Origin of the sequence: Pseudomonas sp. AE27, from assembly GCF_037113495.1 — a bacterium.
Lineage (GTDB): Bacteria > Pseudomonadota > Gammaproteobacteria > Pseudomonadales > Pseudomonadaceae > Aquipseudomonas > Aquipseudomonas palmensis.
The window spans coordinates 3,054,445-3,075,074 of the sequence record NZ_CP146966.1 but is presented as its reverse complement, the minus strand read 5'-3'; the positions used below and the strand labels follow the sequence as shown (position 1 = coordinate 3,075,074).

Sequence of the window (20,630 nt, the reverse complement as noted above, 5' to 3'; positions counted from 1 at the left end):
GTAGGTGCTTTATGACTGACAACGCAACCGGGTTGGGCAAAGACGTTACGGTCGTGCTGCTGGGGCATGAAGAGCAGGGCTATCGCGAGCGCGCACTGCATTACTACAAGACGCAGGGTCTCGCCTGTGCAGTGGTCGAGCACGCCTCGTCGAACCTGACTGGCGATGCCTGCACCCAGGGGCTGCAGGTGCTGCTTTCGCAGCTTGCAACGCCGTTCGTGAGCCTGGCGCTGGATACCGACTTTGTCCGTGTTCAGGCCCTGGAGGCTGCGGCAGAGCATCTTCATGCGCACCCGCAGTGCCAGTTGGCCCAGGGCTACGTGCTGGGCTACGCCCCCGGCAGCAAGCAGGTGGCCTACCACAAGATTGGCGATGCACTTGATGCCGCCGTTGGCGAAAACGCACGTGTTGCCATCGAGCAGTATGCCGCCAGCGGACAGTCGGCCTGGCGTGCGCTCGTGCGAGTACCGACGCTGCAGGCTGTGCTGTCGAGCTTGCCCGCCGGGCTCGATTTCGATACTTGGCTGGTGGTGGTGTCGTACTCGATGCTCGGCCAGGGCGCGCTCAAGCGGCTGGACCAGACCGATGCGCTGGTGCAGTACGCCGACAGCCGGCTGAGCCAGGTCGAACGCGAAGAGCAGCGAGTGCGTGCGGTGCGCGTGCTGCGCCAGTGGGACGCCGACCACCTTCGGCTATGCGCCGACGATGAGGGCTTCACCGTCATCGACCGGTTCGTTGGTGCCACCCAGGGTGGTGTTGCTACCGATCTGCTGTTCACCTCCACCTGGAGCGGCATGAATGCAGCGCCCGAGCGCAGGTTCGAGCCGCGCCAGTTTGTCGCGCTGCCTTACTACAATGCGCCGTTGTTCGAGGTACTGACCGGTCTGGAATTCCTGTTGCACGCCTGGCCGGTCGGACAGGCCCATCGGCAGGCGGTCGAGGGTACCTGGGTGAGCCAGTTCGAGCTGTTGCGCGAGCACCCCAACGACACCGTCGATACCCTGAGGGCACGCTACTGGCAAGCGTTGGACCTGGGGGTGTTCACCCCCGAGGTTTGCCGCCGTCTGCTTGCGACCCTGGTGGATGAGGACGTCCAGGCCGATGCCCGCGAGCTGCAGGCATGGCTGGAACGCCTGGATGGTCTGCCGGGCATCGACCCGGCCGCGTGGCTCAGGGCCACCGCCTCGGGCCTGGTGCAGGAGTCGATTGCCGCTGCCACGCCGGACGCCGCCACCCAGCAGCGCATCGTCGCCCACCTGAGCAAGCAGCGTGCTGCACAGATCGCCTTCGTGGTTGTCGACCTGGAAGACGACAACGGCGCACTGCAGAACACCTTCGACAGCCTGTTGGCCAGTGGCCTGCGCGACTTCAAGCTGGTCGTGCTCAAGGCCGGCAAGCCGCCTGTGGTGACCACGCCACGCGATACCCTGCATTTCATCCAGGTGACGCCGGGCAATTTCGTCTCCCACCTGAACCAGGTGGCGCGTCAGGTACCAAGCGAATGGCTGTTGCTGCTGCAGGCCGGCGACCTGCTGACCGTGGGCGGCTTGCTGCGCCTGCAGGTGGAGCTGGCGTCAGCCCCGGGCTGCCTGGCCATCTGCGCCAACGAAGTGCAGCGCGACTCCGACGGGCGTCTGGTCAGCGTGGTGCGCCAGGGTGGCAACCTGGACCTGCTGCGCAGCCGTCCCGACCTGATGTCGCAGCACTGGCTGGTACGTCGCGAGGCAGTGGTCGAGCTGGGCGGCTACAGCGAAACCTACCCGCAGGCGGTGGAGTTCGACCTGCTGCTGCGTCTGGTCGAGCACAACGGCCTGAACTGCCTGGCACACATGGACGAATACCTGGTGATCGGTCGGGGCGGGCGTGAGGGCATGGCCCAGGACGCGCTGTCCACGCTCAACCGTCACCTGGCGGCGCTGGGCTACCGTGGCCAGGTCAATGACGCAGGTGAGGGGCAGTTGCAGATCGACTTCCGCCATCAGTCCACGCCGCTGGTGAGCATCCTGATCGCGGCCGACGATGACCTCGAGCAGCTCAAGGCCTGCGTGGTCAGTGTGCTGCAGCGTACCCGCTACCCGCGCTACGAAGTGCTGGTGGCCTGCCGCGACACCCTGGCAGACCTCACGGTCGCTGCGCTGCAAGGGTTTGGCGGGCGGGTCAAGCTGCTGGCCGGCGAACACGTGCAGTCAGCCTCGCAGCTCATCAACCTGGCTGCCGTCAACGCCAGTGGCGAGTACCTGGTGCTGCTCTCCAGCCGTTGCCAGGTGGTGACGCCGGCCTGGATCGAAGCCCTGCTCAACCAGGCCCAGCGCCCTGAAGTGGGCGTGGTGGGTGCGCGTCTGGTGGACCGCGAAGCCGCCATCAGCCATGCCGGTTACGAACTGCTTGCCGGCGCCCAGGTGCAGTCGCCCTGGCTTGGGGTGTCGACGCGCGACAGCAAGGCGTCGCTGTGGTCGGGCGTGGTCCGCAGTTGTGCGGCGGTGTCGGCTGACTGCCTGATGGTACGCAAGGCACTGTTCGAGCAGTGCGATGGCCTGTCTGCCGAGGGCGGTGCCGACATCGAGCTGTGCCTGAAGGCAGCCGATGCCGGCCTGCTGGTGATCTGGGCGCCACAGGCGCAGTTGCTCAGCGACCAGGTGCCGATGCCGGATGCCCAGGCCTGCCAGGCGCTGGAAGGCCGTTGGCCGGCTGCGTTCAGCAGCCGGGTGATCATCGACGGCCGGTTTGGTGTCGATGTGTCGCGCTCGGTCGCTGCCGGTGGTTCGCCGGTGCTGGAGTGGCTCGCCGACCTGGGCTGATGGCGCGGGTTTTGCAAAAGCCGGGTTTCGTGCCCGGCTTTTTTGTGCCCGACCCGCTCAGGCATGAGCGCCGCGTCAGGATCATGCCGGGGTACGGCAGTTTATTGACAGCCATCGCAGGGCGGGCGGGCTTTTCAAGCCGCAGGTGCGCCATTGTGATCGCCTGAAAAACCTACACAGATCGTACCGGCCCCAGGGCCGTGCGATGGAGGCGTTACCGTGAGCAAACAGGTTATCCCTTTCAACAAGCCGTTCGTGGTTGGCAAAGAGCTGTTCTACATTGCCCAGGCGGTCATGAACGGCTCCATTGCGGGGGACGGCGAATTCACCACGCTGTGTCAGGGCTGGCTGGAAAACAACCTGGGCTGTGAAAAGGCGCTGCTGACCCATTCGTGCACCGCTGCGCTGGAAATGGCCGCGATCCTGGCCGACGTCGGGCCGGGCGACGAAGTCATCATGCCGTCCTTCACCTTCGTCTCCACGGCCAATGCCTTCGTGCTACGCGGCGCGGTACCGGTGTTCGTGGACATTCGCGACGACACCCTGAACCTGGACGAGCGCCTGGTCGAGGCGGCCATCACCGACAAGACCAAGGCCGTGGTGGCGGTGCACTACGCCGGGCAGCCGTGCGACATGGATGCCTTGGCGCAGATCTGCGAAAAGCATGGCCTGTTCCTGATCGAGGATGCCGCCCAGGCGATCCTGGCCCGGGACCGCAAGCGCGCCCTGGGCACCATCGGGCACCTGGGCTGCCTGAGCTTTCACGAAACCAAGAACGTCATCAGCGGCGAGGGCGGTGCCCTGCTGATCAACGATCCGCGGCTGGTCGAGCGGGCCGAGATCATCTGGCAGAAGGGCACCAACCGCAAGGCCTTCAGCCGCGGCGAAGTGAGCAAGTACACCTGGGTGGATGTCGGCTCGTCGTTCCTGCCCAGCGAGCTGACGGCCGCATTTTTGTACGCGCAGCTCGAGCATGGCGAGCGCATCAACAAGCACCGTCGGACCCTGTACGAGAAGTATTTCAGCCTGCTGCGACCACTGGCCGCCGATGGTCTGTTCCAGCTGCCGCGTACCCTGGACGACAAGCCGGCCAACGCGCACATTTTCTACCTGCTGATGCGCAGTGTCGAAGAGCGCACGGCGTTGATCGCGTTTCTGCGCGAGCATGGGGTGAATGCGGTGTTCCACTATGTGCCATTGCATGACTCGCCAGCCGGCCTGCGTTATGCGCGCAGCAGCGGCCAGTTGCCGATCACCACGGATGTCTCGCAGCGCCTGTTGCGCCTGCCGTTGTTTTCCGACATGCGTAGCCGCCAGGTGGCGCATGTGTGTGCGTGCATCGCGCGCTTTTTCCAGGACAAGCCTTCGAGCGCCTCGCGCTGACAGCAGCACGCCCCTAATCAGAGATTGGAGTTTCACCATGTCGCATGCCTCGCAGGTCGACGCGCAGGTCCTTGAGCAGGCGTTGTTTCGACACACCCTGATGTTCGCCAAACCCGAACACCCTTACTACATCATGGCGCCCGACTACCGGGACACCTCCTCGGGCATCGTGTCGCTGCACTACCTGTGTCACGTGCTCAACCTGAACGGGCGCGAGGCGTACCTGTGCGGGCCCAAGGTGGTCAACCCCAACCTGAAGACGCCGCTGCTCGACGCCGCCACCGAGCAGCGGCATCAGCAACAGGGCAAGGTGGCCATCGCCGTGTATCCGGAGGTGGTGGTCGGCAACCCGCTGGGGCGCAGGGTGGTCTCGCGCTTTTTGCTGAACTTCGAAGGGCTGATCAACGGCAAGTCGATGGAGGCCGCGCCCACCGACCTGCTGTTCTACTACGGCCCGGCGCTGGCTGAAAAACGCGGCCACGCCAACCCCGACCTGCTGGGCCTGCCGGTGCTCGACATCGACCTGTTCAAGGCGCCGCCGGCGGGCACGCCACGCAGGGGTTGCTATCTGTATCAGAACCGTCATCCCCTGGAGCAGATCGACTACTCGCTGTTGCCCGAGGGTATCCAGCTGCTGCGCATCGCCAATGCGCTGCCGCTTCATGAACTGGCCCAGGTGCTGCGCTCGGCCGAGGTGATGTACAGCTACGAATGGTCGATGACCTGCGTGATCGCCGTGCTGTGTGGCTGCCCGGTGATCTTCATGCCCGGTAGTGGTGTCGACCAGGCGTTTCTCGAAACCGGCTTCCTTGGCAGCGCCGGCTTTGCCCTGCTTGACCAGCCGGACGCGCTGGCCACCGCCAGGGCAGGGGTGGAGGGGGCATTGCAGCGCTACGTGCTGGCAACGCTGCCGTTCTGGCAGCAGCTGGATACGTTCATTGCCAAGACCCAGGCCGCGGCCGCGCTCGAAGCGGCGGACCTGAACCTTGGCGTGCTGCCCTGGTTGCGCGAGCGCCACCCTGATGCCCAGCAGCTGCGCCTGATCAACGAGCGCCTCGACAGCCAGCCGATGCCGGTCATCGGTGTGCTTGTGCTGGATGACGGTGATGATCGCCAGCGCCTGGCCGCCACCCTGGCCAGCCTGGGTACGCAGCGCTGCCTGTACCCGCACCTTGAGGTCAGCGTGCTCGGCAACCAGTCGTTGGCCGACCCGCAGGTGCGGCATGTGCCCTGTACCCGCGAGCGGCAAGCTGAAGCCATCAATGCTGCGCTGCAGCACAGCCGGTGCGACTGGTTCCTGATCGTGGAGGCGGGCGTCGAATTCACGGCCTCGGGCCTGCTGATCGCGGCACTCGAGCTTGTCGGTGCCGAGGCCGGTTGCCTGGCGTACATGGCGGATGAAGCGATGCGCGCGACCAATGGCAGCACCGACATCGCACTGCGACCGGATTTCAACCTCGACCTGCTGCTGAGTTTCCCGGCGAGCCTGTCCCGGCACTGGTTGTACCAGCGCCAGGCCTTGTTGCAACGGGGCGGCTTCGCCCTCGACTGCGCTCGGGCCTTCGAGCTGGAGTACCAGCTGCGCCTGGTCGAACAGCAGGGCCTGGGCTGCGTGGGGCATGTCGCCGAGCCGTTGCTGATCGGCGAGGCCCTGCCGTTGCGTGATTGCGCCCACGAGCGCGCGGTGCTGGAACGCCACCTGCAGGCCCGCGGTTACACGCAGGGGCAGGTCGCGGTGCTGGCGTCGTCGCCGGGCCGTTATCGTCTCGATTACGGGCATGCCCAGGCCGCCTCGGTGAGTATCCTGATCGCCCTGGAAGGCAGCGTCGGCCACTTCCAGCGCTGCATCGAAACCTTGCTGGAGAACACGGCGCTGGCTGGCGGCTTCGAAGTGCTGTTGCTGGCGCCGTCTGCCCTGGACGAAGCTGCCGGTGAATGGCTGGCGATGGTCGAGCAGATCGGCGGTGAGCAGATTCAGGTCCTGCACTATGCTGCCGGCCAGTCGCGGGTTGCCATGTGCAATCACGCGGCGCAGCAGGCCCGTGGCGATTTCCTGCTGTGGCTGGATGCGCGTGCGGGGATCCTCGCGCGCGACTGGCTGCAGCAATTGCTCAATCACGCCCAGCGGCCCGAGGTGGGCGCGGTGGGGGCCAAGCTGCTGGCGGCCGACGGCAAGGTCCGGCATGCCGGCCTGGTGCTGGGGCTCACCGGGCTGGTGGGCTCGGCATTCGACGGGGTCGATCATCAGCAGGCCGGTTACATGGGGCGGCTGCAGGTCGATCAGGGCTGTTCGGCGCTCAGTGGCGAATGCCTGATGCTGCGCCGGGCGCTGTTCCTCGAGGCCGGCGGCTTTGCCGAAGATCCGCTGCTGGCCCGCTGGGTGGATGTCGACCTGTGCCTGAGGCTGCAGGAGGCCGGTTACCTGAACGTCTGGACGCCCCATGTGCAATTGCTGATGGACGCTTGCGAGCGCGACGCGGCGACCACGGAGCAGGAGGACGCTCTGCTGGCCCGTTGGCTGCCACGCCTGGCCCGCGATCCGGCATACAACGCCAACCTGTCGTTGCAGGTGCCGGGTGGCTTTGTCCGGGCGAGCAACTCGCTGGTGTGGAACCCGCTGAAAAGCTGGCACCCGCTGCCCATGTTGCTGGCTCACCCGGCCGACCTGCAGGGCGCCGGCCAGCAGCGCATCGTCGAGCCGTTCAAGGCGCTGCGCGAGGCGGGGTGGGTGGACGGGCTGGTCACGCCGCACCTGCTGTCTGCCGTGGAGCTGGAGCGCTACGCACCGGACACCGTGCTGCTGCAGCGCCCGCTCGATGACGCGCAACTTCTGGCCATGCGGCGCCTGCGGGCGTTCTCGCGGGCGTTCAAGGTGCTCGACGTGGACGGCTACCTGCCGCAGATGCGCTTGCAGGGCGCGCATGCCGGGTTTGGCGCCGACGAAATCAGCCAGCGCTTGCAGAGCGCGGTGATCCTCGCCGATCGCATCATCGTGCCTGCGCCCGCGCTGGCCGAGGTGCTGGCAGGCCAGCACGACGATATTCGTGTGCTGGAGGCCAGCTTGCCGGGCCGATGGTGGCGCAATCTCCAGGGCAAGCGTGGCATGGGCAGCAAGCCCCGTGTCGGCTGGGCCGGGGCGGTGGATGCCGACCTGCTGGTCGATGTGGTCAGGACGCTGGCCGCGGAGGTGGAGTGGGTGGCGCTGGGCGACTGCCCCGAGGCCCTGCGCCCCTACATGAAGGAGGTGCACGCCGCCGTCGCCCCCGAACGGCAGGCCGCAGCGCTGGCCGCGCTCAACCTGGACCTGGCGCTGGCGCCCATGGCCCAGAGCCTGCTCAATGCCTGCTCGGGCAACCCGGGGTTGCTGGAGTACGCCGCCTGTGGCTACCCGATCATCTGCAGCAAGGTGCCGGGCTTTGCCGGTGTCGATGTGCTGCCGCTGACCCGCGTGGCCAACACCACGGCCGACTGGCTGGCCGCGATCCGTCTGCACTTGGGCGACCCGCAGGCCTCCGCCAGCCTGGGCGAGGTGCTGCAGGCCAGCGTGCGGCGCGACTGGCTGCTCGAGGGCGAGCGCCTGGCGCTGTGGCGCGCGGCCTGGCTGGCGGGCTGAGCGGTTTTGCAGGGCGGTCGGGCCTTCCCGACCTGGCCGTCCTCACGTGACCGTGAAGTGCTGTGCACAAGCATTGCCCTGGTTCGCGTACAATGCCGTGACTTGGCAGTCGAAACGTGCATCTCTAAGCTAATGAATCAGCGGGCGGTGCAGGTGGCCTGGAGCGGCGCTGCGTGAGATCCCTTGCCTGCAGGGGAGTGAGGCCCGTGAAAATCCGCATATCTATCGGGAAGCCACAATGATTGGCATCAAAAGTATCGCGAGTTACGTACCTGTCGAGGGTCTGAACAATTACGCCCAGGGTGCGAAATTCGGCAAGGATCAGGACTTCATTCTGGGCAAGATCGGTTCGACCTTTCTGCCGCGCAAGGAGGCAGGTCAGGAGACCTCGGACTTGTGTGTAGAGGCCGCCAAGGTCCTGTTCGCTGCCAATCCTTCGTTGTCCCCGGAGTCGATCGATGTGCTCATCGTGGTCACCCAGAACGGCGACGCCGAAGGGTTGCCGCACACTGCCGCGATCGTCCAGCACAAGCTTGGCTTGCCCACCCATGTGGCGGCCTTCGACATTTCCCTGGGCTGTTCCGGTTACGTCTACGGCCTTTATGCCATCAAGGGCTTCATGGAGGCGGCGGGGCTGAAGAACGGCCTGCTGATCACCGCCGATCCCTATTCCAAGATCGTCGATCCGGAAGATCGCAACACCACCATGCTGTTCGGTGATGCTGCCACGGTCACCTGGATGGGCGAGGACGCGGCCTGGCAACTGGGCAAATCGAGCTTTGGCACCGACGGTGGCGGCGCAGAGCACCTGAAGATGAATGACGGGGTGTTCTTCATGAACGGTCGCCAGGTGTTCAACTTCGCGTTGCTCAAGGTGCCTGCGCACCTGCGTCAGTTGCTCGAGGCGAGCAACCTGGGGGCCAACGACATCGACCTGTTCTGCATTCACCAGGGCAGTGCGGCAATCGTCGATGCCGTGGCGCGCCGCTTCGAGGAAGACAAGCCCGAAACCATCGAGAAATTCGTCAAGGACATGGTCGAGACCGGCAACACGGTGTCCTCGAGCATTCCGTTGCTGCTGGAAAAGCACGTGCTGGGCACCCAGCACAGGCGTGTGGCCTTGAGCGGTTTTGGCGTGGGCCTGTCGTGGGGCTCGGCAATCATCGAGCGTCGGGACTGAACCGACCTCCCGCCTACAGAAGCGCTGCCTTGAAGGTGGCGCTTTTTTTGTCTTGGCGGTATGCCACAACCAAGGCTGTGCCGCAGGGGCCATAAAGCTGGCGTCAAACCCTTGATTTCATTGGAGTGGCAGGGTGCCAGTAAAAATTTTCAAAAAACCCCTAAAGCAACCTGCGCAGACGACGATAACTATTACGAAGGTTCTCTAGGCCACACCCGGCGCTTGCCAGGGCCGGAAGCCGCAATACCCACAAACGAGGAATTCGTCATGGCATTAACCGTAAACACCAACGTCACGTCGCTGAACGTTCAGAAAAACCTGAACCGCGCTTCCGACGCCCTGAGCACCTCGATGACTCGCCTGTCTTCCGGCCTGAAAATCAACAGCGCCAAAGACGACGCCGCTGGCCTGCAGATCGCTACCCGTATGACCTCGCAGATCCGCGGTCAGACCATGGCAATCAAAAACGCCAACGACGGTATCTCGATCGCCCAGACCGCTGAAGGCGCGATGCAAGAGCAGGTCAACATCCTGCAGCGTATGCGTGAACTGGCTCTGCAAGCACGTAACGACTCGAACGACACCGACAACCGTGACTCGCTGAACTCCGAGTTCGCTCAGATGCGTGACGAGCTGACCCGTATCGCTCAGTCCACCCAGCTGAACGGCAAGAACCTGCTGGACGGTTCCGCCAGCACCATGACCTTCCAGGTCGGTTCGGAAACCGGTGGCATCAACCAGATCAGCATCGACCTGACCGGCAAATACCTGGCCAGCGACCTGGGCATCACCACTGCCATCACCATCGCCGGTAGCGACAGCGCCACTGCCGAGACCAACTTCTCGGCTGCAATGGACGCGATCGATGCCGCGGTCAAGACCATCGGTGAAGGCCGTGCTGCACTGGGTGCCGTTCAGAACCGTCTGACCAGCACCATCAACAACCTGCAGAACATCAACGAAAACGCCGACGCTGCCCGTGGTCGTGTACAAGATACCGACTTCGCTGCCGAGACCGCTCAGCTGACCAAGCAGCAGACTCTGCAACAAGCTTCGACTTCGGTTCTGGCCCAGGCCAACCAACTGCCATCCGCCGTACTGAAACTGCTTCAGTAATCGCCTGATGGTTATCGGCGGGGGAGTGCACCTGTGGCGCTCCCCCGCCTTTTGCATTGAGAGGTGGTTGGCATGGATATGAGCGTCAAGCTGAACCTGTCCTACCAGGCTGCGAAGCCTGTGGAGCAGCCCACCGAGCGCCCTGCGGTCAAGCCCGTGGAGGCTGTCGAATCCATCAAGCCAGCGAAGGAAAGCGCCGACAGCGGCCTGACCGAAGCTGAGAAGGTCAAGAACGCGCTCAAGGACATCGAGAAGTTTCTCGCCTCGTCGCGTCGCAATCTCGAATTTTCCACGGATGAAGAATCCGGCCGAATTGTAGTTAAAGTCATCGCCAGTGAAACCGGTGAGCTGATCCGCCAACTTCCTTCGGAAGAGGCGTTGAGAATTGCCCACAGTCTGAGCGATGTTAACAGCCTGCTGTTCAACGCCAAGGTCTGATGCTGGCGTCCGAGCAGCACGTTCGCTAGCCTTGATCGGCTAGGGGCGGCGCGCAACCAAGAGGGAATAGCAATGGCGAGTTCAATTTTACCGGGCACCGGTCTGGGTTCTGGGGTCGATATCAACAAGATCGTCAGCACGCTGGTGGCGTCTGAAACCGATCCGAAAGCCAACCAGATCAAACGCCAGACTGCCAACAACTCGGCCATGCTTTCTGGTGTCGCATCGCTCAAGAGCGCGCTGTCTGTCTATCAGGCGGCGATGAAGAAGCTCAATGATCCCCTCGCGCCGTCGTTCAATGCCTATGCGGCAACGTCCAGCAACGACGCCGCGATCAAGGCAACCTCCAACAATACCGCGGTGCCTGGTACCTACACGATCCGTGTCGACAACCTGGCCACCTCGTCCAAGGTGGCCAGCCAGAACTTCGACACCGGTGCCACCACGCCGATTCCCGAAGGTGACCTGCTGATTACCCAGGATGGTGTCACCCACACCGTCAAGGTCGGCCCTGGTGCAACCTTGCAGTCCGTGCGCGACACCATCAACTCGTCGCTGTCCGAGAAAGGCATCACTGCCAACCTGGTCAATGGTGCAGACGGTTCGCGCCTGGTGTTCAGTTCGACCAAGACCGGTGAGGGTACGGACATTTCCGTCGACGGCACCATCGACGCGCTCAAGATCGCGCCGGGCGAGAAGATGGTTGGTGACGGTGCCGGCTACATCGGTGAGCCGGCCAAGGACGCAAAACTGTACGTCGACGGCCTGCCGGTCACGAGCAAGAGCAATACCGTCACCGGTGCCATCAGTGGCATCAGCCTGGACCTGCTTCAGGCAACCGGCCCCGACGACAGCAAGGCTGTACAGGTTACGGTGGGCGAGAACACCGATGGCCTGAAAAAATCGGTGCAGGCCTATGTCGATGCCTATAACACCCTGATCAAGGCGGTCACCAACCTGACCTCCGTGAGCAAGGATGCCGATGGCAACACGGTGCTGGGCCCGTTGACCAACGACCCGACCACCCGTTCTCTGCTGAGCGACCTGCGCAGCCAATTGGCGACCGAGTCGGACGGTACCCGCCTGACCACCCTCAGCCAGCTGGGCATCAACACCCAGAAGGACGGTACCCTCGAGTTCAACTCCGTCAAGTACGACGCGGCGATGAAGGACAAGAAGCTCGGTGCCGACGTGCAGGAGCTTTTCACCGGCAAGAATGGCGTGTTCGCGCACATGAACAAGGCGATCGAACCGTACCTGCAGACCGGTGGCATTCTCGACTCGCGCAAGAACGGCCTGGACAGGCTGCAGAAAGACCTCGAGAACCAGCAGGAGGCGCTGGATCGGCGCATTGCGTCGCTGACCGAGTCGCTGACCAAACGCTACGTGGCCATGGATACCCTGGTCGGCAAGCTCGAGGCGCAGCGCAAGAACATTGCCTCGATGTTCGCCTCGATCGAAGCGCAGCAGAAGAACTCCTGATAGCAGGGGCCGCAAAAAAGCCCGGCAGCACCCCTTCGGGTGCTCCGGGCTTTTCGTTTCCGGGGTTAAAGTTTTTTGACCCGCAGGCGATACAGGCGGTATATGAACCTTTTCGTTTGTTACGAGGTAGAACATGAACCCTATGTTGGCCCTTCGGCAGTACCAGAAAGTCAACGGCGTGGCGCAGACCTCCGAGGCCAGCCCGCACCGTCTCGTGCAGATGCTCATGCAGGGCGGGCTGGATCGCATCGCGCAGGCCAAAGGTGCAATCGCGCGCAATGACCTGGCCCAGAAGGGCATCCTGATCGGCAAGGCCATCGGGATCATCGGCGGTCTGCGCGAAGGGCTCGACCTCGAAAACCAGGCCGAGGCACTGGCCGACATCGATGGGCTGTACGCCTATATGAGCAGGCGCCTGGTCGAGGCCAACGTGCAGAACGACCCGGAGATCCTCAATGAAGTCGCACGCCTGCTGATTACCGTCAAGGAAGGTTGGGACGCGATCGGCGATCAGGTCGCCGACGTCTAGGAGAACGCCATGAGTGCCGTGCTCGAACGTATCGAACAAACCCGCGAAGCCCTGCTCGGGGCATTGGCCAGCCGCGACTGGGAAACGATCACCGAACTGGACCTGAGCTGCCGTGTTTGCGTCGAGGACGTACTGGCCGAGGCATCGACCAACGAACAGGTTCTGCGCACCAGTCTTGAGGAATTGCTCGACGTCTACCGCCAACTAATTGATGTTGCAAGTGGTGAACGTCAAACAATAGTCGACGAGATGACGCAGATCCGCCAAGCGAAAAACGCCGCAAAGGTATACCATCTGTTCAGCTGACGCTGGACGGTTCGAAAATGCAGTGCGCCATAAATTTGACTGTGTACGATTTTTTGACTTAACTAGTGGCTGTTTTCTAATTTCAGACGTCCGATCACTGACCGCTCCAGTCGGAATGGATGTCGAGCATGCCCACATTGGGTGTCGAGTTGACTAGGGAAGTTTCGATTGCATGTGGCGTGAAACCAAAATTCTCCTGATCGATGACGATGACGCTCGCCGCCGCGACCTGGCGGTGGTGCTGAATTTTCTTGGCGAAGAAAATCTTTCCTGCTCCAGCCACGATTGGCAGCAGGTCGTTCAGTCGTTGTCATCCAGCCGTGAAGTACTCTGTGTCCTGGTCGGCACCGTGAACGCTCCGGCAAGCCTTTTGGGCTTGCTTAAGACCGTGGCTGCCTGGGATGAGTTCCTTCCGGTATTGCTGTTGGGTGAAATATCTTCTGCCGAGTTGCCTGAGGACCTGCGCCGCCGGGTGCTTTCCAACCTGGAGATGCCGCCCAGCTACAGCAAGCTGCTCGATTCGCTGCACCGTGCCCAGGTCTATCGCGAGATGTACGACCAGGCCCGCGAGCGCGGTCGTCAGCGCGAGCCCAACCTGTTCCGTAGCCTGGTCGGTACCAGCCGCGCCATCCAGCATGTGCGCCAGATGATGCAGCAGGTGGCCGACACCGACGCCAGCGTGCTGATCCTCGGCGAGTCGGGTACCGGCAAGGAAGTGGTCGCGCGCAACCTGCACTACCATTCCAAGCGCCGTGAAGCGCCGTTCGTGCCGGTCAACTGCGGCGCGATCCCGGCCGAGCTGCTCGAAAGCGAACTGTTCGGTCACGAGAAGGGGGCGTTCACCGGCGCCATCACCAGCCGTGCCGGGCGTTTCGAGCTGGCCAATGGCGGCACTCTGTTCCTCGACGAAATCGGCGACATGCCGCTGCCGATGCAGGTCAAGCTGCTGCGCGTGCTGCAGGAGCGCACCTTCGAGCGTGTGGGCAGCAACAAGACCCAGAGCATCGATGTGCGCATCATCGCCGCCACCCACAAGAACCTCGAGAGCATGATCGAGGTGGGCAGCTTTCGCGAAGACCTGTACTACCGCCTCAATGTGTTCCCGATCGAGATGGCCCCGCTGCGTGAGCGGGTCGAAGACATTCCGCTGCTGATGAACGAGTTGATCTCGCGCATGGAGCACGAGAAGCGGGGGTCGATCCGCTTCAATTCCGCCGCGATCATGTCGCTGTGCCGCCATGGCTGGCCGGGCAACGTGCGCGAGCTGGCGAACCTGGTGGAGCGCATGGCGATCATGCACCCGTATGGCGTGATCGGCGTGTCCGAGCTGCCGAAGAAGTTTCGCTACGTCGATGATGAAGACGAGCAACTGGTCGACAGCCTGCGCTCGGACCTGGAAGAGCGCGTGGCAATCAACGGCCATACGCCCAATTTCAGCAACCATGCGATGTTGCCGCCCGAAGGTCTTGACCTCAAGGACTACCTGGGCAGCCTCGAGCAGGGCCTGATCCAGCAGGCGTTGGACGATGCCAACGGTATCGTGGCGCGTGCCGCGGAGCGCCTGCGCATCCGCCGCACCACGCTGGTGGAAAAAATGCGCAAGTACGGCATGAGCCGTCGCGATGGAGACGAACAGGCGGAGGATTGACGCCTGCTTCCTGCCGGGAGGCCCCGGCCGGGGCCTGCCTAACGCAATACCCCTATTTTCCACAGGGCTGTAAAGCCTGCCCTTGCTGGCTTTGGGCGGCGCGCCGCTGCTGCTGGCAACCTCCCGCCAAAGTATCCGGCACGTCTATTGCTATATCGCTGGCAACATACCGTTTTATGACGGTGAGCCATGCGAGAGAGCAACCCATGCCCCACGCCGCCCACATCCCCGCCGCCGAGCCCAGGCGTTCTGACGCCGCCGAACAGCAGAGTCGTCAGGGGCTCGAGCAGGCGTTTGCCCTGTTCGACCAGGTGTCGACCCAGTTGAGCCAGTCCTACAACCTGCTCGAGGCCCGTGTCACCGAGCTCAAGGGGGAGTTGGCCGTGGTCAGTGCGCAGCGCATGGCGGAGCTGGCGGAGAAGGAGCGACTGGCCAACCGCCTGCAGAACCTGCTGTCGCTGTTGCCCGGCGGGGTGATCGTGATCGACGGCCAGGGCCGCGTGCGCGAGGCCAACCCGGCCGCCGTCGAACTGCTGGGTCAGCCGCTGGTGGGCGAGCTGTGGCGTCAGGTGATCGCCCGCAGCTTTGCGCCGCGCGAGGACGACGGCCACGAAGTGTCGCTGCGCGATGGTCGCCGCCTGTCGATCGCTACCCGCTCGCTGGATGCCGAGCCGGGCCAGCTGGTGCTGTTGACCGATCTCACCGAAACCCGCCACCTGCAAAGCCAGCTGGCACGGCACGAGCGCCTGTCGACCCTGGGGCGAATGGTGGCCTCGCTGGCGCATCAGATCCGCACGCCACTGTCGGCCGCCTTGCTGTATGCCAGTCACCTGGCCGAGCAGGACCTGCCGCTGGACACCCGTCAGCGTTTTGCCGGCAGCCTCAAGGAGCGTCTGCACGAACTCGAGCACCAGGTACGCGACATGCTGGTGTTCGCCCGCGGCGAACTGCCGCTGACCGACCGTGTGACCCCCAAGGCGTTGTTCCAGGCGCTGCAGCAGGCCGCGCAGGTACATGTACAGGGGCATGCTGTGCGCTGGCAGTGCGACAGCCACCTGGGCGAATTGCTGTGCAACCGCGACACCCTGGTGGGGGCGCTGCTCAATCTCATTGAAAACGCCCTGCAGGCCGCGCCCGGCGCTGCTCGGCTCAAGGTACACCTGTATCGTCGCGGGCAAAGCCTGCGCCTGTGCATCAGCGATGCCGGGCCGGGCATCGACAGTGCATTGCTGGCGCGCCTGGGCGAGCCGTTCCTGACCACCAAGGCCACTGGCACCGGGCTTGGCCTGGCGGTGGTGATGGCGGTTGCCCGTGCACACCAGGGCACCGTGCAGCTGCGCTCGCGCCCCGGGCGCGGTACCTGCGCGCTGGTGACCCTTCCGCTGATCGGCGCACCGCTGGAAGCAACGGCATGAGGGCGATCAAGGTTCTGCTGGTCGAGGATGACCGCGTACTGCGCCAGGCCCTGGCCGATACCCTGGAGCTGGGTGGTTTTGCCTATCATGCAGTGGGCTCGGCCGAAGAAGCGCTGGAAGTGGCGGCCAGTCAGCCCTTCAGCCTGGTGGTCAGCGACGTCAACATGCCGGGCATGGACGGCCACCAGTTGCTGGCCGCGTTGCGGGCCCGCCAGCCGCAGTTGCCGGTGTTGCTGATGACCGCGCACGCCGCCGTTGAGCGTGCAGTGGATGCGATGCGCCAGGGCGCTGCGGACTATCTGGTCAAGCCCTTCGAGCCGCGCGCTTTGCTCGACCTGGTGGCCCGTCATGCCCTGGGCGTTGCCAGCGGCGCGGACGCCGACGGTCCGGTGGCGCGCGAGCCTGCCAGTGCGCAGTTGCTCGAACTGGCCGCGCGGGTGGCGCGCAGTGATTCCACCGTGCTGATTTCCGGCGAATCGGGCACCGGCAAGGAGGTGCTGGCGCGCTACATTCACCAGCAGTCCCTGCGTGCCGACCAGCCATTCGTGGCCATCAACTGCGCCGCCATCCCCGACAACATGCTCGAAGCCACGTTGTTCGGACATGAAAAGGGCTCGTTCACCGGGGCGATAGCCGCCCAGCCAGGCAAGTTCGAGCAGGCCGACGGTGGCACGCTGCTGCTCGACGAGATTTCCGAAATGCCGCTGGGGCTGCAGGCCAAGCTGCTGCGGGTGCTGCAGGAGCGCGAGGTCGAGCGGGTAGGCGGGCGCAAGCCGATCGCGCTGGACATCCGCGTGGTCGCCACCACCAACCGCGACCTTGCCGGCGAAGTGGCGGCGGGGCGGTTTCGCGAAGACCTGTTCTATCGCCTGTCGGTGTTCCCGCTGGCCTGGCGACCGCTGCGCGAGCGCAGCGCCGACATTCTGCCGCTGGCCGAGCGTCTGCTGGCGCGACACGTCAATAAAATGAAGCATGCCCCCGTGCGCCTGTCGGCCCAGGCCCAGGCCTGCCTGCAAGGCTATCCGTGGCCGGGTAACGTGCGCGAGCTGGACAACGCCATCCAGCGGGCGCTGATCCTGCAGCAGGGCGGGGTGATCGAGGCGGCGGACTTCTGCCTGGCCGGGGTGCTGCCGCTGCTGGCGGCATCGCCCGTAGAGCCGGTGCCGGTGCTGGCCGAGCCGTCCGAGCCAGCCGGGCTGGGGGATGATCTGCGCCGCCACGAGTTCCAGATGATCATCGATACCCTGCGCGCCGAGCGCGGGCGCCGCAAGGAGGCTGCCGAGCGTCTGGGCATCAGCCCGCGCACCTTGCGCTACAAGCTGGCACAGATGCGTGATGCCGGCCTGGATGTGGAGGCGAGTCTCTACGCCAGCGGCGTGTGACGCCGTAACCGGTCGTTTTTGTTGGTCCTGGGGGTAGAGCTGGCACTCTTGTTGCTAAGTTCTGCCTGTCCGCTGCGTAGTGTCAAAAAAATGCGGGTCGTCGGAGAGAAGAGTCAATGAGCCAAGGTGTTGAATTTAATCGATTGATGTTGGACATGCGGGCCATGCAGGCGGACGCCATGTCGATGTCGAAGGCTGCCCCTGCGCCAGAGCTTGGCTCGAGCGGTTTTGCCGACATGCTTGGCCAGGCCATCAACAAGGTCAGCGATACCCAGCAGGCGTCCACCCAGTTGGCCAACGCCTTCGAGATCGGCAAGAGCGGCGTCGACCTTACTGACGTGATGATCGCCTCGCAGAAGGCCAGCGTGTCGTTCCAGGCCTTGACCCAGGTGCGCAACAAGCTGGTGCAGGCGTATCAAGACATCATGCAGATGCCGGTATAAGGGCGAGATTGAGTCATGGCCGAAGCAGTCGTTGATAACGTGCCCGCCAAAGGCAGCCCGGCGCCCAAGCCGCCGCTGTTCGGCATGTCCTTTCTGGAAAACATCGCAGAGATGCCCATGCTGCGTCAGGTCGGCCTGCTGGTCGGGTTGGCGGCGAGCGTGGCGATCGGCTTTGCCGTGGTGCTGTGGTCGCAGCAGCCCGACTACCGCCCGCTGTACCCAAGCCTTGCCGGCATGGACACCAAGCAGGTCATGGACACCCTGTCCGCCGCCGACATCGCCTACAACGTCGAGCCCAGCTCCGGGGCGCTGCTGGTCAAGTCCGAAGACCTCTCCCGTGCGCGCCTGAAACTTGCCGCGGCCGGCGTGGCGCCAGGCGACGGCAACGTCGGCTTCGAACTGCTCGACAAGGAGCAGGGGCTGGGCACCAGCCAGTTCATGGAGGCCACCCGTTATCGTCGCGGCCTGGAAGGTGAACTGGCGCGTACCATCTCCAGCCTGAACAACGTCAAGGGTGCCCGCGTGCACCTGGCCATCCCGAAAAGCTCGGTGTTCGTGCGCGACGAGCGCAAGCCCAGTGCCTCGGTACTGGTCGAGCTGTATTCGGGGCGTGGCCTCGAGCCCGGCCAGGTGGCGGCCATCGTCAACCTGGTGGCGTCCAGCGTTCCGGAACTGAACAAGTCCCAGGTGACCGTGGTCGACCAGAAGGGCAACCTGCTGTCCGACCAGGGCGAGAACTCCGAGCTGACCATGGCCGGCAAGCAGTTCGACTACAGCCGCCGCATGGAAGGCATGCTCACCCAGCGCGTGCACAACATTCTGTTGCCGGTGCTGGGCAACGACCGCTACAAGGCCGAAGTCTCCGCCGACGTCGACTTCAGTGCGGTCGAGTCCACCTCCGAACAGTTCAACCCCGACCAGCCTGCCTTGCGCAGCGAGCAGTCGGTGAACGAACAACGCTCCAGCAGCATGGGCCCGCAGGGCGTGCCTGGTGCCCTGAGCAACCAGCCACCCGGCCCGGCCACTGCGCCACAGCAGACCGGTCAGACGCAGGCCGCCGCGGGCATGGTGCAACCAGGCCAGCCGCTGCTGGACGCCAACGGCCAGCAGATCATGGACCCGGCCACCGGCCAGCCGATGCTCGCACCGTACCCGGCCGACAAGCGTCAGCAGTCGACCAAGAACTTCGAACTGGACCGTTCCATCAGCCACACCCGCCAGCAGCAGGGGCGCCTGAGCCGCCTGTCGGTCGCGGTGGTGGTCGACGACCAGGTCAAGCTCGACCCGGCCACTGGCGAGTCGACCCGCGCCCCATGGGGGGCCGAAGACCTGGCGCGCTTCACGCGCCTGGTGCAGGACGCCGTCGGCTTCGATGCCAGCCGCGGTGACAGCGTCAGCGTGATCAACGTGCCATTCGCCGCCGACCGTGGCGAAGTGTTCACCGAGATTCCGTTCTACCAGCAACCGTGGTTCTGGGACATCATCAAGCAGGTCATGGGCGTGCTGTTCATCCTGGTGCTGGTGTTCGGCGTGCTGCGTCCGGTGCTCAACAACATCACCGGCAACGGCAAGCAGGGCGCCGGTGCCGATGGCGACATGGAACTGGGCGGCATGCTCGGTCTGGATGGCGATCTGGCCAACGACCGCGTCAGCCTGGGTGGTCCGCAAAGCATTCTGTTGCCTAGCCCGAGCGAGGGTTACGACGCTCAGCTGAACGCAATCAAGAGCCTGGTGGCCGAAGACCCGGGTCGTGTGGCCCAGGTCGTGAAAGAGTGGATCAACGCCGATGAGTGATAATCGAGCCCTTACCGCCAAACTGACCCGTGTCGACAAGGCGGCCATCCTGCTGCTGTCGCTGGGTGAAACCGATGCGGCGCAGGTGTTGCGCCACATGGGCCCAAAGGAAGTGCAGCGGGTCGGCGTGGCCATGGCGCAGATGGGCAACGTCCATCGCGAACAGGTCGAGCAGGTGATGAGCGAGTTCGTCGAGATCGTCGGCGACCAGACCAGCCTGGGTGTCGGCTCCGACGGCTACATCCGCAAGATGCTCACCCAGGCCCTGGGCGAGGACAAGGCCAACGGCCTGATCGACCGCATCCTGCTGGGTGGCAACACCAGCGGCCTGGACAGCCTGAAGTGGATGGAGCCGCGTGCCGTGGCCGACGTGATCCGCTACGAGCACCCGCAGATCCAGGCCATCGTGGTGGCCTACCTGGACCCCGACCAGGCAGGTGAGGTGCTGGGCAACTTCGATCACAAGGTGCGCCTGGACATCATCCTGCGCGTCTCGTCGCTCAACACCGTGCAGCCGGCGGCGCTCAAGGAGCTCAACCAGATTCTGGAGAAGCAGTTCTCGGGCAACTCCAACGCGGCGCGCACCACCCTGGGCGGTATCAAGCGCGCGGCCGACATCATGAACTTCCTCGACAGTTCGGTCGAAGGCCAGCTGATGGACGCGATTCGCGACGTCGACGGCGAGCTGTCCGAGCAGATCGAAGACCTCATGTTCGTCTTCAACAACCTGGCCGATGTCGACGACCGCGGTATCCAGGCGCTGTTGCGCGAAGTGTCCTCGGACGTGCTGGTGGTGTCGCTCAAGGGCGCCGACGAGAAGGTCAAGGACAAGATCTTCAAGAACATGTCCAAGCGGGCTTCCGAGCTGCTGCGTGACGACCTCGAGGCCAAGGGCCCGGTGCGGGTCAGCGACGTGGAAACGGCGCAGAAAGAGATCCTCACCATTGCCCGGCGCATGGCCGAAGCCGGCGAGATCGTGCTTGGCGGCAAGGGCGCCGAAGAAATGATCTAAAGCCGTTCGCCGGCCCCGGCTCCTCCACAGGAGCCGGCCTTGCCGGCGGATGCCTCAACGCGGTACACGCCGGTGCCTGGCAGCCGCATCG

The 20,630-nt window shown here is 64.2% G+C and carries 16 protein-coding genes; 15 read left to right on the top strand and 1 reads right to left on the bottom strand.

Annotated features, from left to right (window positions below):
• Positions 1-11: 11 nt before the first annotated feature.
• The 9 genes from V9K84_RS14000 to V9K84_RS13960 all read left to right on the top strand — a co-directional run bounded on the left by V9K84_RS14000 (position 12) and on the right by V9K84_RS13960 (position 12,845).
• Positions 12-2,798, top strand: a complete 2,787-nt coding sequence (locus V9K84_RS14000) for a glycosyltransferase (RefSeq protein ID WP_088515596.1) — start codon at positions 12-14, stop codon at positions 2,796-2,798.
• Positions 2,799-3,017: 219 nt separating this feature from the next.
• On the top strand, positions 3,018-4,181 hold the full coding sequence (rffA, locus tag V9K84_RS13995; RefSeq protein WP_054915641.1) for a dTDP-4-amino-4,6-dideoxygalactose transaminase: 1,164 nt from the start codon (positions 3,018-3,020) through the stop codon (positions 4,179-4,181).
• 37 nt (positions 4,182-4,218) lie between these two features.
• Positions 4,219-7,794 (top strand): glycosyltransferase family 2 protein, encoded by a 3,576-nt coding sequence (locus V9K84_RS13990; protein ID WP_088515597.1) that lies wholly within the window; start codon positions 4,219-4,221, stop codon positions 7,792-7,794.
• A gap of 238 nt (positions 7,795-8,032) precedes the next feature.
• Positions 8,033-8,974 (top strand): ketoacyl-ACP synthase III, encoded by a 942-nt coding sequence (locus tag V9K84_RS13985; RefSeq protein ID WP_338790663.1) that lies wholly within the window; start codon positions 8,033-8,035, stop codon positions 8,972-8,974.
• Between the two features lie 267 nt (positions 8,975-9,241).
• Positions 9,242-10,090 (top strand): flagellin domain-containing protein, encoded by an 849-nt coding sequence (locus tag V9K84_RS13980; protein WP_088515598.1) that lies wholly within the window; start codon positions 9,242-9,244, stop codon positions 10,088-10,090.
• 72 nt (positions 10,091-10,162) lie between these two features.
• The gene (locus tag V9K84_RS13975; protein WP_043861796.1) at positions 10,163-10,528 is read left to right on the top strand and encodes a flagellar protein FlaG; all 366 of its coding nucleotides are present in this window, start codon (positions 10,163-10,165) and stop codon (positions 10,526-10,528) included.
• Positions 10,529-10,600: 72 nt separating this feature from the next.
• Positions 10,601-12,010, top strand: a complete 1,410-nt coding sequence (fliD, locus tag V9K84_RS13970; protein ID WP_043861797.1) for a flagellar filament capping protein FliD — start codon at positions 10,601-10,603, stop codon at positions 12,008-12,010.
• 133 nt (positions 12,011-12,143) lie between these two features.
• Complete coding sequence (gene fliS, locus V9K84_RS13965; RefSeq protein ID WP_043861798.1) at positions 12,144-12,539, top strand: flagellar export chaperone FliS; 396 nt, start codon at positions 12,144-12,146, stop codon at positions 12,537-12,539.
• Positions 12,540-12,548: 9 nt separating this feature from the next.
• Complete coding sequence (locus V9K84_RS13960; RefSeq protein WP_043861799.1) at positions 12,549-12,845, top strand: flagellar assembly protein FliT; 297 nt, start codon at positions 12,549-12,551, stop codon at positions 12,843-12,845.
• Between the two features lie 94 nt (positions 12,846-12,939).
• On the opposite strand, the gene V9K84_RS13955 is transcribed toward V9K84_RS13960, so the two are convergent.
• Positions 12,940-13,128, bottom strand: coding sequence for a hypothetical protein (locus V9K84_RS13955; RefSeq protein ID WP_229590459.1), 189 nt, complete (start codon positions 13,126-13,128; stop codon positions 12,940-12,942).
• Here V9K84_RS13955 and fleQ point away from each other — a divergent pair.
• From fleQ to fliG, 6 genes are all read left to right on the top strand, one after another.
• Entirely contained in the window at positions 13,042-14,493 is a 1,452-nt protein-coding gene (gene fleQ, locus V9K84_RS13950) for a transcriptional regulator FleQ (RefSeq protein ID WP_229590457.1), read from the top strand. The genes V9K84_RS13955 and fleQ overlap by 87 nt on opposite strands.
• Positions 14,494-14,699: 206 nt before the next feature.
• Positions 14,700-15,908: an ATP-binding protein gene (locus tag V9K84_RS13945; RefSeq protein WP_054915635.1), complete on the top strand. Its 1,209-nt coding sequence runs from the start codon at positions 14,700-14,702 to the stop codon at positions 15,906-15,908.
• Entirely contained in the window at positions 15,905-17,290 is a 1,386-nt protein-coding gene (locus V9K84_RS13940) for a sigma-54 dependent transcriptional regulator (RefSeq protein ID WP_054915634.1), read from the top strand. The genes V9K84_RS13945 and V9K84_RS13940 overlap by 4 nt, the downstream gene beginning before the upstream one ends.
• 116 nt (positions 17,291-17,406) lie before the next feature.
• Positions 17,407-17,733 carry a flagellar hook-basal body complex protein FliE gene (gene fliE, locus V9K84_RS13935; protein WP_043861803.1) on the top strand — a complete coding sequence of 109 codons (327 nt, stop codon included), beginning with the start codon at positions 17,407-17,409 and terminating at the stop codon, positions 17,731-17,733.
• Between the two features lie 15 nt (positions 17,734-17,748).
• Positions 17,749-19,527, top strand: coding sequence for a flagellar basal-body MS-ring/collar protein FliF (fliF, locus tag V9K84_RS13930; protein ID WP_088515599.1), 1,779 nt, complete (start codon positions 17,749-17,751; stop codon positions 19,525-19,527).
• Positions 19,520-20,539, top strand: a complete 1,020-nt coding sequence (fliG, locus tag V9K84_RS13925) for a flagellar motor switch protein FliG (RefSeq protein WP_043861805.1) — start codon at positions 19,520-19,522, stop codon at positions 20,537-20,539. Before fliF ends, fliG begins: the two co-directional genes overlap by 8 nt.
• Positions 20,540-20,630 lie beyond the last annotated feature (91 nt).